Annotated in this window: 12 protein-coding genes; 4 read left to right on the forward strand and 8 right to left on the reverse strand. The window is 60.3% G+C overall.

The window, feature by feature from the left end; all coding sequences use genetic code 11:
• Window positions 1-119: 119 nt before the first annotated feature.
• The gene (gene pbpG / locus MHZ89_RS03925) at window positions 120-1067 is read right to left on the reverse strand and encodes a D-alanyl-D-alanine endopeptidase (protein ID WP_120451600.1); all 948 of its coding nucleotides are present in this window, start codon (window positions 1065-1067) and stop codon (window positions 120-122) included.
• A 225-nt stretch (window positions 1068-1292) separates the two neighbouring features.
• Window positions 1293-1880: a Yip1 family protein gene (locus tag MHZ89_RS03930; RefSeq protein ID WP_311781934.1), complete on the reverse strand. Its 588-nt coding sequence runs from the start codon at window positions 1878-1880 to the stop codon at window positions 1293-1295.
• A 209-nt stretch (window positions 1881-2089) separates the two neighbouring features.
• On the opposite strand from MHZ89_RS03930, the gene MHZ89_RS03935 reads away from it, so the two are divergent.
• Window positions 2090-2665: a DedA family protein gene (locus MHZ89_RS03935; RefSeq protein ID WP_120451598.1), complete on the forward strand. Its 576-nt coding sequence runs from the start codon at window positions 2090-2092 to the stop codon at window positions 2663-2665.
• Here the strand turns inward: MHZ89_RS03935 and MHZ89_RS03940 are convergent.
• Window positions 2662-3444, reverse strand: a complete 783-nt coding sequence (locus MHZ89_RS03940; protein WP_311781935.1) for an SDR family oxidoreductase — start codon at window positions 3442-3444, stop codon at window positions 2662-2664. The two genes, MHZ89_RS03935 and MHZ89_RS03940, sit on opposite strands and share 4 nt — an antisense overlap.
• A gap of 119 nt (window positions 3445-3563) precedes the next feature.
• On the opposite strand from MHZ89_RS03940, the gene MHZ89_RS03945 reads away from it, so the two are divergent.
• Both MHZ89_RS03945 and MHZ89_RS03950 read left to right on the forward strand, forming a co-directional pair.
• Window positions 3564-5378 (forward strand): glycoside hydrolase family 15 protein, encoded by a 1815-nt coding sequence (locus MHZ89_RS03945; protein ID WP_311781936.1) that lies wholly within the window; start codon window positions 3564-3566, stop codon window positions 5376-5378.
• Window positions 5379-5563: 185 nt separating this feature from the next.
• On the forward strand, window positions 5564-6661 hold the full coding sequence (locus MHZ89_RS03950; protein WP_311781937.1) for a L,D-transpeptidase family protein: 1098 nt from the start codon (window positions 5564-5566) through the stop codon (window positions 6659-6661).
• Between the two features lie 113 nt (window positions 6662-6774).
• On the opposite strand, the gene MHZ89_RS03955 is transcribed toward MHZ89_RS03950, so the two are convergent.
• On the reverse strand, window positions 6775-7800 hold the full coding sequence (locus tag MHZ89_RS03955; protein WP_311781938.1) for a transporter: 1026 nt from the start codon (window positions 7798-7800) through the stop codon (window positions 6775-6777).
• A 165-nt stretch (window positions 7801-7965) separates the two neighbouring features.
• Here MHZ89_RS03955 and MHZ89_RS03960 point away from each other — a divergent pair, with 165 nt between their 5' ends.
• On the forward strand, window positions 7966-9570 hold the full coding sequence (locus MHZ89_RS03960; RefSeq protein ID WP_311781939.1) for an inorganic phosphate transporter: 1605 nt from the start codon (window positions 7966-7968) through the stop codon (window positions 9568-9570).
• Window positions 9571-9587: 17 nt separating this feature from the next.
• On the opposite strand, the gene MHZ89_RS03965 is transcribed toward MHZ89_RS03960, so the two are convergent.
• From MHZ89_RS03965 to MHZ89_RS03980, 4 genes are all read right to left on the reverse strand, one after another.
• Window positions 9588-10775, reverse strand: a complete 1188-nt coding sequence (locus tag MHZ89_RS03965; protein WP_311781940.1) for an MFS transporter — start codon at window positions 10773-10775, stop codon at window positions 9588-9590.
• A gap of 72 nt (window positions 10776-10847) precedes the next feature.
• On the reverse strand, window positions 10848-11798 hold the full coding sequence (dusC, locus tag MHZ89_RS03970) for a tRNA dihydrouridine(16) synthase DusC (RefSeq protein ID WP_311781941.1): 951 nt from the start codon (window positions 11796-11798) through the stop codon (window positions 10848-10850).
• Window positions 11799-11802: 4 nt separating this feature from the next.
• Window positions 11803-13149 carry an ATP-dependent RNA helicase RhlE gene (rhlE, locus tag MHZ89_RS03975; protein ID WP_311781942.1) on the reverse strand — a complete coding sequence of 449 codons (1347 nt, stop codon included), beginning with the start codon at window positions 13147-13149 and terminating at the stop codon, window positions 11803-11805.
• Window positions 13150-13356: 207 nt separating this feature from the next.
• Entirely contained in the window at window positions 13357-13749 is a 393-nt protein-coding gene (locus MHZ89_RS03980; protein ID WP_120451581.1) for a YbhQ family protein, read from the reverse strand.
• Between the last annotated feature and the right edge of the window lie 25 nt (window positions 13750-13774).

Here is a 13774-nt window from a genome sequence, read left to right on the forward strand (position 1 = left end):
CGATCGACCATCGCGTTCGCGCGTAGTGTAGGGCCAGGCGCACCGGGAAACTATAGGAATGCTGGCCGTTCTCGTCGAGCCGGGTTACGGCGTCCGCGCAGGCGGACGCCGGTAAAGGATTATTCTACCGCGCTGCCGCTGCGGGCGTTGCTCGCCACCTGTCCGGCTTTCTGTTTTTTATAGGCCAGCGCCGCCGCCGGCACTGGCGCAGCCTTGCCGGTCAGCAGCCAGTCACGCAGGCGGTTAGCATCGGCGAAATGGGTATATTTGCCGAACGCGTCCAGCACCACCAGCGCCACCGGCCGGTTATTGATCAGGGTGCGCATTGCCAGGCAGTGGCCCGCCTCATCGGTGTAGCCGGTTTTGGTCAGCTGAATGCGCCAGTCGTTTTTATAGATCAGATGGTTGGTGTTGCGGAACGGCAGCGCATAGCTCGGATGGGTAAAGACCGCGGTCTCTTCTTTGGTTGTGCTCAGCTGGCCCAGCAGCGGATAGTCGCGCGTCGCGCGGAGCAGCTTAACCAGATCTTCCGCGCTGGAGACGTTATGAATCGACAGGCCGGTCGGCTCGACGTAGCGCGTATGCGTCATGCCCAGCGCGCGCGCTTTGGCATTCATGGCGCGGATAAAGGCGTCGTAGCCGCCGGGATAGTGATGCGCCAGGCTGGCCGCCGCGCGGTTCTCTGAGGACATCAGCGCCAGCAGCATCATATTGCGGCGGCTGATTTCGCTGTTGAGTTTGACGCGGGAAAAGACGCCGCGCATCTCCGGCGTATGGCTGATATCCACCGAAATTCGCTCATCCAGCGACTGCTTCGCATCGAGCGCCACCATCACCGTCATCAGTTTGGTGATAGAGGCGATAGGCCGAACGCGATCGGGATGGCTGGAAAAGAGCACCTTACCGGTATTAAGGTCGACGATCATCGCGCTGCCCGAGGCGATTTGCGGCTCGGCGACCGGCGCGAGCTGAGAAAGAGACGTAGCCGCCTGGGCGGGCGCAATTGCCGCCTGGCCGCCGAACAGCAGCGCCAGCGAAAGCAGTGAATAGCGAATGGTTACAGGCATCTTATAAAAAAGTACCGATTAAAATATTACGCCGTGTTGTACACAGGCCGCCCGCCGCAGAGCCGACCACGCGGGGGCTGGCAGCAGCATATTACGCGGAAGCGTAAGAAATTTCCTGGTGAGAATGTTTCTGAGCGTTAAAAAAAACGTCCTGCGACATCACTGTCGCAGGACGTTTTGCTGTTTAAGCCAAATCATTCGCTTACTAGCGTGATCAGCCTTGATTTAAAACAGTCGCGGCCCGTAACCCCACAGCACCACGGTCAGCGCCAGCAGCACCTCAAACACCAGCACGCCGATCGCCAGCGTCGAGCCGGAGAAGCGCAGACTTTCGTCACGGTCTATATTGAGAAACAGCGGAATACCGACATAAAGCAGATAGCCGGTGTAGACCAGCGCCAGCGCGCCGATCAATACGCAGAGCCAGACCAGCGGATAGAGCGCCACAATGCCGCTTAAAAAGAGCGGCGTAGCGACATAACCGGCGAATACCGTACAGCGCTGCATGCTGGGCCGCTGCGGATAGTCTCGCGCCATCCAGTAAATGACGCGGCCCATTACCGCTACGCCGCCCAGAATAAGCAGATAAAACAGTATGCCGAGCGCAATTCCGGTCAACAGGTTTAGCTGGACAAAGCGCCCTTCGCCCAGGTTCCAGCCCAGCTGCGTTGTGCCGATAAAGGCGCAGATCACCGGGATCGCCGCCATCAGCAGAACGTGGTGGGTGTAATGGTGCGAAACGCTCTCATTTTCTTGCTTGATATCGCGCATTTCCCGATCGGGATGCGCCATAAGACCCCAGACATGGTTCATATAATCACCTCGCAGATGCGACAGGCTGCCCAGAATCCACGTCGCTGGCCCCTCAGGCAGCATCACCTCAAGTATAAACGGCGTTGCTGCTTTTGTAGCCAGCAGGCGGGTAATCGACAAAAAATAGTCGCTGTGGCCTAAGCCAGCCGGAATGATCTGCCGAAGCGGTATAGAATGTATTAACCGCGGACAGAACAGGGAGTTTACTTTTGCATTTCGATATCAACGGATTAATTACGCAGTATGGCTATCTGGCGCTGCTTATCGGCTGTATCGCCGAAGGGGAAACTTTCACCCTGCTGGGCGGCGTAGCGGCGCATGAGGGATTACTGAACTTTGTCGGCGTGGTGCTGGCGGCCATGGCGGGCGGCGTGATTGGCGATGAGCTGCTCTACTGGATTGGCCGTCGCTACGGCACGAAAATTTTGCGTAAGCTGAAGAAGCATCAGGACAAGGTGGTCAAGGCTAACCGGCTGATCCAGCGTCATCCCAGCCTGTTTGTTATCGGCGTGCGCTTTATGTACGGCTTTCGCATTATCGGCCCGATTATTATCGGCGCAAGCCACCTGAAGCCGCTGAAATTCCTGGTGCTGAATATTATCGGCGCCGCGATCTGGGCGACGATCTTCGTCGCCCTGGGTTACTTTGCCGGCGGCGTCATCGCGCCCTGGCTGCACAAGCTCGATCAGCACCTGAAACATGTTCTGTGGCTGGTCGCGGCGGTGGTCTTCGCCTTTGCGCTGCGCTGGGTGATCCGCCGCTGGAACAACCGCCGCGCCGGTTAGATATCCTTCCCGCCGTAAAACTGCGGATTGGCCAGCATAAAACCGCCATCGACGATAAAGGATTGTCCGGTGGTATAGCTGGCCCACTCCGAGCAGAGCCAGGCCACAAGACTGGCGATCTCGCGCACGTCGCCGGGGCGTCCAATGGGAATCTCCGGCGTTTTGATCTTCTGCGCATCGCCGTCGCCCATATTGTTCATCGGCGTGGCGATAGCGCCGGGCGCCACGGAATTCACCAGAATATTGTGTTTAATCAGGCTAATGGCCATTGATTTGGTGAGGCCGCCCATGGCGTGCTTCGCCGCCGTGTAGGCGACGGCGTTGGGCAGCGGCGTGTGCTCATGCACCGAAGTGATATTGATGATGCGTCCGCCAGCGCCCTGCTCCACCATTTTGCGCGCGGCGATTTGGCCGCAGACAAAGGCGCCGTCAACGTCAACATTAAACACCTTGCGCCACTCCTCAAACGGCGTATCGAGGAATTCAGATTTGGCGTTCGCGCCTGCGTTATTCACCAGCGCGTCAATACGCCCAAGCCGGGAGATCAGCTCTGAGAGCGAGCGGCCGCCCTCCTGCGGATCGGACAGGTCGAGGTGAATGATCTCGGCGCGACGGCCTTTTTCACGCACCAGACGCGCGGTCTCTTTCGCGCCCTCCTCATCGGAACGCCAGGTGATACCGAGATCGTAGCCCTGCTCCGCCAGCATAAGCGCGCTGGCGCGGCCGATGCCGGAGTCAGATGCGGTAACGACGGCGACTTTATTCTCTGATGTGGTCATGGTTGCTTCCTCAGGGTGTCGGGTAAGGTGAAGTATAGAAGCAATCCCGTTATGTCCAGCCGCGGCCCCCTGCTGCCGCTTTGTCTATAGTTAAAAGAGTGCCCGCTACGGAGATGAGGATGAGCAAAATAAAACGCCCGATTGAAGATCACGGCATCATTGGTGATTTGCGCACCTGTGCGCTGGTGGCAAACGACGGCACCATTGACTATCTCTGCTGGCCTGCGCTCGACAGCCCGTCGGTATTCGCCGCGCTGCTCGACAGCGACGATGCGGGACTATTTTCACTGGCGCCGGAGTGGGAAAACGTGCGTCGTCAACAGCTCTATCTGCCAGACACCAATATTCTTCAGACGCGCTGGCTGGGCGCGGAAGGCGTCGCGGAGATCACCGACTATATGCCGATCTGCGACGACGCGAAAAAGCTGCCCCGCCTGATTCGGCGGGTCAAAATGGTGCGCGGCAGCGCCTGGTTCAGCATGCGCTGCGCGCCGCGTCACGACTATGCGCGCGCCCAAACCCGCGCGCAGGCCGAAGGTGACTGCATCGACTTTTATGCAGAGAATCAGCCTACGCTGCGCCTCGCCGCCACGGTGCCGCTGACCTGCGAAGCGCACGCCGCCACGGCGCATTTTGAACTCAAGTCGGGCGAGCACGTCGAGTTTGAATTCGGCAATCAGGAGGATGAGCGCATCGGCGCCGTCGCCACTGAAATCTGCTTCGAAGAAACCATCAACTACTGGCGACGCTGGAGTAAAAAAAGTAACTACAACGGGCGCTGGCAGGAGATGGTGCAGCGCTCGGCACTGGCGCTGAAGCTGCTCACCTCCAGCCAACACGGCTCTATCGCCGCTGCCGCCACCTTTGGTCTGCCGGAAGAGCTGGGCGGCGTGCGCAACTGGGACTATCGCGCCTCCTGGATCCGCGACGCCTCGTTCAGCATGTATGCGCTGATGCGCCTCGGCTATGTGGACGAAGCGAAAAACTTTACCCGCTGGGTCGGCCGCTGCGTTGAGAACAGCCACCACGACGAGATGCGTTTGCAGGTGATGTATCGTCTCGACAGCGGCATCGAACTGCATGAGATCGAACTGCTTAACCTCTCCGGCTACGCCGACTCGCGGCCGGTGCGCATCGGCAACGACGCCTGGCAGCAGACGCAGCTCGATATTTACGGCGAGCTAATGGATGCGGTCTATCTGGCGAACAAATATGGCGAAGCGATCTCAGAACGCGGCTGGCAGCACGTTGCGCAGATGATCGATATGGTGAGCGAAAACTGGAACCAGCCCGACGCCGGTATCTGGGAAATGCGCGGCGAGCCGGAGCATTTTCTTCACTCGCGGCTGATGTGCTGGGTGGCGCTGGATCGCGCGCTGCGCCTTGGCATGAAGCGTTCGCTGCCGATGCCCTACGCGCGCTGGGACCAGGCGCGCAGCGAGATCCGCGCCGATATCTGGCAAAACTTCTGGAACGCCGAACGCGGCCACTTCGTTTCAACGCGTCACGGCAACCATCTTGACGCCTCGATGCTGCTGATGCCGCTGGTGCGCTTCGTCGGTGCCACCGATCCGGAATGGCTGGCGACGCTCGACGCCATCAAGCGCGAGCTGGTAAGCGACGGTATGGTGCGCCGCTACAATATTGATGAGACGCCCGCCGACGGCCTGACCGGTTCGGAAGGTTCTTTCGGCGCCTGTTCGTTCTGGTATGTAGAGTGCCTGGCGCGCGCCGGACGCATCCACGAGGCGCATTTCGAGTTTGAGAAACTGCTGAGCTACGCCAACCCGCTGGGATTATATGCCGAGGAGTTCGACAATCACGGCCGCGCGCTGGGCAATATGCCGCAGGCGCTGACCCATCTGGCCCTGATTAGCGCCGCCTTTTTCCTCAATCGCAAACTGAGCGGTGAAGTGACCTTATGGCAGCCCTGACCGGCTCCCTTATCAGGGCAAGGAGGCCCGATAACACAGTCGGTTACCTAAAGTCTGCGATGGCTGCTAAAATCCTGATTCACAACATCGAAACAATGCCCATATAATGTGCAGCCGGCCACGCTGACCGGTACGGGTTCGATAAACTGACAAGCCTGCTAACAGGCCATAACGACTTGTAAAATATGAAAATGATTCGCGCGTTTGCTTCAATGGCTCTGGCGCTGGCAGCATTCAGCCAGTCCGCCTTCGCTGTGGTTTACCCCTTACCAGCCGCCAACAGCCGTCTGATTGGGCAAAATATTGAGATTACCGTCCCTCAGGACAACAAGCTGCCGCTGGAAGCTTTTGCGGCGCAGTACCAGATGGGCCTCAGCAATATGCTGGAAGCCAATCCTGGCATGGATGTCTACCTGCCGCAGGCGGGCAAAAAGATGATCATTCCGCAGCAGCTGATCCTGCCTGACGCCCCGCGTGAAGGCATCGTGATCAACAGCGCGGAAATGCGCCTCTACTACTATCCGAAAGGCACTAAAACCGTTGTGGTGCTGCCGATCGGCATTGGCGAGTTAGGCAAAGATACGCCGGTTAACTGGACCACCACGGTGCAGCGCAAGAAAGCGGGTCCGACCTGGACGCCGACCAAAGCGATGCATGCTGAGTACGCCTCGCGCGGCGAAAACCTGCCGGAAGTGTTCCCGGCCGGTCCGGACAACCCGATGGGCCTCTACGCGCTCTATATCGGTCGTCTCTACGCCATCCACGGCACCAACGCCAACTTCGGTATTGGCCTGCGCGTCAGCCACGGCTGCGTACGTCTGCGCGCCGACGATATCAAATGGCTGTTCGACAACGTGCCGGTCGGCACGCGCGTGCAGTTTATCGATCAGCCGGTCAAAGCAACGGTAGAGCCGGACGGTTCGCGCTATGTAGAGGTGCATAACCCACTCTCCACTACCGAAGAGCAGTTTAACTCCCGCGAAGTGGTGCCGATTACCCTGACCTCTGCGGTGACCAAAGTGATCGCTGACGCCAGCGTCAGCCAGGATCAGGTCAACGCGGCGATTCAGAATCGTACCGGTATGCCGACTAAAGTGAACGGCGTTGCTGACAGCGTGCAGACCGCGCCGACCGAAGTACCGGAAGCGCCGAACGCACAGCCTAAAGAGGAGCCGATGACGCCGGTTACGCCGCAGGGCGCCAGCGTTGCCAATCCTGATGCCGCGCAGCAGGCGCAGCCAGCCGCTGCCCCCGCTCCGGCCCCAGTAAATAATCCTTCATAAGATTTATTCGCTGTGAAATTGAAAAAGCCCGCCTGTGCGGGCTTTTTTATTGGTGGGCTGGCGGGAAGGTAAGAGGTTTTTGCCTTCCCGGTTCTGTTGGTTTACCCACTGCTCTACTTCCCCGGCCGCCGTAATGCCAGCCAGCCCGCCACAATGGTAAAAGCCAGCACCACCAGCACCAGAATCAAGAAGCCGTGTGGATTGCCCGAAAGCGGAATGCCGCCGACGTTCATGCCGAAGAATCCGGCAACGATGTTAATCGGCAGCGCCAGTACGGTCATCATGGTTAACAGAAACAGCGTGCGGTTGCTGTGCTCCATCAGGCGCGCGGCGATCTCCTCCTGCAACAGCCTGATGCGCTCCATCAGGCTGGCGAGATCGTTAAGCACCACGCTGAACTCTTCGGTAAAGGCGCGCAGCTCGCGCAGGGTATCCAGGTTGAGCCAGGCGGGCGGACGATTAAGCAGGCGAAACAGCGCGGCCGGCTCCGGCGCCAGCAGGCGCTGAATGCGCAGCAGCATACGACGCAGATGCCCAAGCTCGCTGCGGTTCGCTTTGATCGCCGGACTGAGCAGCCGCTCTTCAATCGCATCCACGGCGAGGCTGGTACGCCGCACCACCTGCTCCAGCTGGCGCTCCTGTTCGCCAAGCAGGCTGAGCAGCATCTCTTCCGCATTACGGAAGGCGCACGACTGCAGTTGCTGGTGCATTCGCTCGATCATGCCGACCTGACGATAGCGCGCGCTAACCAGCAGCTGACGACGACACCAGATCCAGAGCGTGGCGTTCTGCGCGCTGTGCTCCTCCTGGCTGAAGGTAACGTCATTCAGGATCGCCAGCAGCGCTTCGCCCTGCTCCGCCAGCCGGGTGCGCGACGAGGCCGAATGAATCTCTTCGAAGAAATCTTCATCAACCTGAAAGTGGCTCTGAACCCAGTGCTGGGCGCGGGCGTGATTGAGATTGATATGCAGCCAGAGAAACTCGCCGTCGCGACGCGGATTCTCTCCCGCCAGTACCGCTTCGCGCGCATTCAGGCGGCGGGGCGGCGCGTCTGGAGAGATCAGGTAGCCGTGAATTAAACCGGCAACCTCGTCATCAAAATCGGATTTATTCGGGGCAAGCAAGAGGTCTGAAACCATGGACGGGATAAATGTAAGAGCGGACCAGATCCACAGACTGATGCAGAGTGATGACAGAACAATGACAGCGACCGCGCAACATCATTGTTCTGTCATATAAAGCGCGTATCCCTGCCAGTAATGGGTGCGGACAGGGCGCGCCCGCAATCTTTTACCGAGGTGTTTATGAGCGAAAATAGCTTATCGTCATCCCCATCGGTTGGCGGGCGTCCAAATCTCACTGGCAAACGCAACCGTTTTTCAAAACCGCTGTTTCTTATTCTGCTGATCGCCGGGCTCTCTTTTGCCGGGTTCAACCTGTTTAGCGACGTGCAGGAGACCGATACGCCGGTTACCAGCTACGTCCCCTTCTTTCTGCTGGGGCTGGCGCTGGTGATCGCGCTGGGGTTTGAGTTCGTCAACGGTTTCCACGATACCGCTAACGCGGTAGCGACGGTGATCTATACCCACTCGCTGACGCCTGGCGTGGCGGTGGTCTGGTCAGGCCTGTGCAACTTTCTCGGCGTGCTGCTCTCCAGCGGCGTGGTGGCGTTCGGCATCATCTCGCTGCTGCCGGTGGAGCTGATTTTACAGGCGGGCAGCGGCGGCGGCTTCGCCATGATTTACGCGCTGCTCTTCTCCGCCATTATATGGAACCTGGGCACCTGGTATCTCGGCCTGCCCTCCTCCTCTTCCCATACGCTGATCGGCTCGATTATCGGCGTCGGCGTCGCTAATGCGCTGCTACACGGCCGCAGCGGCATGAGCGGCGTAGACTGGGACCAGGCGATTAAAATCGGCTACTCGTTGCTCCTGTCGCCGCTGGTGGGTTTTTTCTGCGCCGCGCTGCTGCTGCTGGCGATGAAGGCGTTTATCCGCAACCGCGATCTTTATGAAGCGCCGAAAAGCAGCGAGCCGCCGCCGATCTGGATCCGCGGCCTGCTGATCCTCACCTGTACCGGCGTCTCATTCGCACACGGCTCTAACGACGGACAGAAAGGCATGGGTCTGATTATGCTGATTCTGGTGGGCACCATGCCGATCGCCTATGCGCTGAACCGCTCGCTGCCGCCGGAGCAAATTCCGCGCGTGGCGGCGCTGGCGCAGGTTACGGAAAACCAGCTGCTGCAGCTGCAGCCCGCCAGCGCCCATCCGCCGGTGGCGCGTGACGTGCTGACCGACTATGTGCGCACCAATCAGCTGAACCCCAACGTGCTGCCCGCGCTGGCGCTGACGCTGGGGGATATCAGCGAGCAGATCCGCCGCTACGGCTCAATGGAGAATATTCCGGCGCAGGCGGTTTCCAACACCCGTAATCAGATGTACCTGACCTCGGAATCGATCAAGCATATTCAGACCAATAAGGTGGCGATGCCGGAAGAGACGCAGCGCAATCTGACGGCGATTAAGCATGAGCTGGACAGCGCCACGCGCTTTATTCCGATGTGGGTCAAGGTGGTGGTGGCAATTGCGCTCGGCCTCGGCACCATGGTTGGCTGGCGTCGTATCGTGGTAACCGTCGGCGAACGCATCGGCAAAACCCACCTTAACTACGCGCAGGGTGCCAGCGCGGAGCTGGTGGCGATGGCGACCATTGGCGCGGCGGACAGCTTCGGCCTGCCGGTTTCCACCACCCATGTGCTCTCATCCGGCGTGGCGGGCAGTATGGCGGCCAACCGCTCCGGCCTGCAGCTCGCTACGCTGCGCAATCTGGCAATGGCGTGGATCCTGACGCTGCCGGTCTCCATCCTGCTGGCGGCCGGGCTTTACGCGCTCTTCTCACGCTTCTGATCGCTAACGGCGCGGCGTTACGCCGCGCCGCTGTAGCGCTGCGTCAGGCGCAGCGTAATGCCGAAGGCCCCCAGCACCATCATCGCCGCCGCCAGGTAGACCGACTGCATCCCCCAGTAGCCGATCAATAAGCCCGCCACCGGCCCGGTCAGGCCCAGCCCCAGATCGAGAAACGCCGAATAGACCCCCAGCGCCGATCCCTGATCCTGCCGCTCTACCTGCTTGACCGCCTCTACGCCCAGCGCAGGGAAGATCAGCGAAAAGCCGCAGCCGGTCAGCAGCGCGCCAAGATCCACCAGCAGGCTGCTCTCCGCCTGCCAGATAATCAGCAGCCCCGCGCACTCCAGCAGAAAAGAGAGGATAGCGACCCGCAACCCGCCGAAGCGCGTAATGGTCCGGCTGAACAGCAGGCGGAACAGCACAAAGCCGAGGCTAAACAGCGACAGCGCAAAGGCGGCACCGCTCCAGTCGCGGCTGGCAAAATAGAGCGTAATAAAGGTAGAGATAACGCCGAAGCCGATGGTGCCGAAGCCGAGCGCCAGGCCGAACAGCCAGACGCGTGAAAAGACGCGGTGAAAAGGAATGCGCTGCCCATGCGTCGCCTCGACCGCGGGTTTACGGCTCGCCAGCAGGTAGCCCACTACGCCCATCAGCGCGACCAGGCCGGCAAAGCCGCTGATGCCCAATCCCTGGTTGAGCATCACGCCGAGCGGCGCGCCGATCGCCATCGCCAGATAGGTGGCGACGCCGTTCCAGGAGATGACGCGCGCCGTCTGCAGCGGCCCGACGATATTCATGCCCCACAGCGTCGAACCGGTGCTGCTGAAGCTCTCACCGACGCCGAGAAACAGGCGTCCGACCGCCAGCAGCAGCAGGCTGAGCAGCGGCCAGTCGCGGCAGAGCGCGGCAACGATGGTCAGTACGCCGCTCATGCCGCAGCAGAGCGTGCCGAGCATCACGACCCGCTTTGGCCCCAGCCGATCCGCCAGCCGGCCCGACTGGGGACGACTCAGCAGCGTGGCGAAATATTGCAGGCTAATGATGAGGCCCGCCATAAAAGAGCTGAAGCCCAGCTGGTTATGCACGAAACCCGGCAGCACCGCCAGCGGCAGGCCAACGGAGAGATAACAGAAGAAGGTAAAGATAAGAACGGAGAGAATGCGTTTGTTGAGTTGACCGTTAGTCAGTACCACGACATCAGACATAGCAGGCTGGCTTGTAGTGAAAAATGGCTTTCACTATACGCTTAGCCTGCTAACGGGTCGCCTGAATTTTTATCACAGGGCAAAGCTAACCGTCTGCCGATCAATCACCTCGGCGATAGCAGAGGAGCTTTTCAGCGCGCGGATTTCGGTGAAGAGGCCGTCGGCCTGCGGATAGACTTTACGCAGGTAGCCGAGCCACTGCTTGATGCGCGCGACGTGGTAGAGGCCGGTATCGCCCTGCTTCTCCAGCCGCGTGTATTTCTGCAGCAGCGCCACCACATCTGGCCAGGCCATCGGCGCGTCGTTGTATTTCACAACCCGGCTGAGATTTGGCACGTTGAGCGCGCCGCGGCCGATCATCACCGCATCGCAGCCGGTCACGCGCAGGCAATCCTGCGCGCTCTGCCAGTCCCAGATTTCGCCGTTCGCCACCACCGGAATACGCAGCCGCTGACGGATCTCGCCAATCGCCTGCCAGTTGATCGCCTCAGCGCGGTAGCCATCTTCTTTAGTGCGTCCATGCACCACCAGCTCGCTGGCCCCCGCCTGCTGCACCGCGTCGGCGATTTCAAAGCGACGCTCGCCGGAATCCCAGCCGAGCCGCACTTTTACCGTTACCGGCAGATGCGCAGGCACCGCCTCGCGCATCGCTTTCGCGCCGCGATAGATCAGTTCCGGATCTTTAAGCAGCGTGGCGCCGCCGCCGCTGCCGTTTACCAGCTTCGACGGGCAGCCGCAGTTAAGATCGACGCCCCACGAGCCAAGCTCTGCCGCGCGCGCCGCGTTCTCCGCCAGCCACTCAGGATACTGACCGAGCAGCTGCAGGCGCACCCGCGTGCCAGAAGGCGTGCGGCTGCTGTTGCGCAGCTCGGGACAGAGCCGGTAAAACGATTTTACCGGCAGCAGCTGATCCACAACGCGCAAAAACTCGGTGACGCAGAGGTCGTAATCGTTAACCTCGCTCAGCAGCTCGCGCACCAGCGAATCCAGTACGCCCTCCATCGGGGCCAGCAACACCCGCATGGCGTTACGCGGTTCCGGTTTTCTTCGCTGCCGGACGACGCGCCGGACGCGCAGGCTTATCGCCCTGCGCAGTCTGGCTTTGACGGCGCGGCTGCGGCGCGCGCTTGTCGCCCTGCGGACGCGATGACGACGGTGCGCCGCCCTGTCCACGACCGCGACCGCGCGGCTGCTGCTGCTGACGACCGTTCTGAATCGGCTCCGCCTTGATGCTCGGATCCGGCTCGTAGCCCGGGACTGCCAGGCGTGGGATTTCACGCTTCAGCAGACGCTCGATATCGCGCAGCAGCTTGTGCTCATCTACGCAGACCAGCGACAGCGCGGCGCCAGTAGCGGCGGCGCGGCCGGTACGGCCGATGCGGTGCACATAATCTTCCGCCACGTTCGGCAGCTCATAGTTGACGACGTGCGGCAGCTCTTCGATATCGAGACCGCGCGCGGCGATATCGGTAGCGACCAGCACGCGAATCGCGCCGGTTTTAAAGTCGGCCAGCGCGCGGGTACGTGCGCCCTGGCTTTTGTTGCCGTGGATCGCCGCAGCGGTGATGCCGTCTTTATTCAGCTGTTCCGCCAGGTGGTTGGCGCCGTGTTTGGTACGGGTAAACACCAGCACCTGCTGCCAGTTGCCTTCGCCAATCAGCTGCGAGAGCAGTTCCCGCTTGCGCTTCTTGTCAACGAAATGCACCTGCTGCGAGACCTGTTCAGAGGCGGTGTTGCGACGCGCCACTTCTACCTGCTCCGGGTTGTGCAGCAGTTTTTCCGCCAGCGTTTTGATTTCGTCGGAGAAGGTGGCAGAGAAAAGCAGGTTCTGACGTTTGGCCGGCAGCTTTGCCAGTACGCGACGGATATCGTGGATAAAGCCCATATCGAGCATACGATCCGCTTCGTCCAGCACCAGCACTTCGATCTGTGACAGATCGACCGCGTTCTGGTGTTCCAGATCGAGCAGACGGCCCGGCGTGGCGACCAGAATATCAACGCCGCCGCGCAGTTTCATCATCTGCGGGTTAATGCTGACGCCGCCGAACACTACCAGCGAACGCAGCTGCAGATATTTGCTGTAGTCACGGACGTTTTCGCCAATCTGCGCAGCCAGTTCGCGCGTCGGCGTCAGGATCAGGGCACGTACCGGACGGCGACCGCGGCCCGATGCAGCCTGAGTAGAGAGTTTTTGCAGCAGCGGCAACGTAAAGCCGGCGGTTTTGCCGGTGCCGGTCTGCGCGCTGGCCAGCAGGTCGCGGCCGGAGAGCACCACGGGGATCGCCTGGCGCTGAATAGGCGTAGGTTCACGGTAGCCCTGTTCAGCGACCGCACGCAAAATATCGGCACTCAGGCCGAGAGAGTCAAAAGACATTAAGTGTGTTACTCCGGTCCGCCCTGACCGCGATTCACGGTGTAGTTTTCAGGGGGGAAAGTGACGCCAGCCGAGGGCTAACGTGTGAAAAGGGCACAAACTACGATGCGTAAGGCAGGCAGTGTAACAGCTTTCGCTGCGGGGTGCGAGAAAGCCGGAAACAACAGGGGCCGCCTTTCGGCAGCCCCTGTCAGCGAACACAGCGGTTTAGCTACGCTTTTTCTGGATACGCCCTGCCGGCTCCTTCGCCAGCAGCGAGACCAGCGCCGGGCCCACCAGCATCACCACGCCCAGCATGCCAATCAGCAAAGCGTTGTGCACATAGCGCGAGACAATAAACAGCGTCATCATCGCCGCGCCAAAATAGTAGGTGGTGGTCGCTTCTTCAAGGTAATCACCGATGCTACGCAAACGAACACTACGCTGCAGGACCAGCATGGCGATAAACACCACGGCATAGGCGGCTACCAGCGTGCTGCACACTTCGATCAGAGCCTTATGCTTCCAGCCCCAGATCAGCGCGGCGATGACCAGCGCATGCATAGCAATATGCACGCAGGTTTGTCCGGTGACAATTTGAACACGATTAGACCATTTCATTCTCTTCTCCTGGCAGACCCAACAG

The sequence above is a fragment of the Pantoea sp. ACRSB genome (assembly GCF_022346905.1).
Lineage (GTDB): Bacteria > Pseudomonadota > Gammaproteobacteria > Enterobacterales > Enterobacteriaceae > Pantoea > Pantoea piersonii.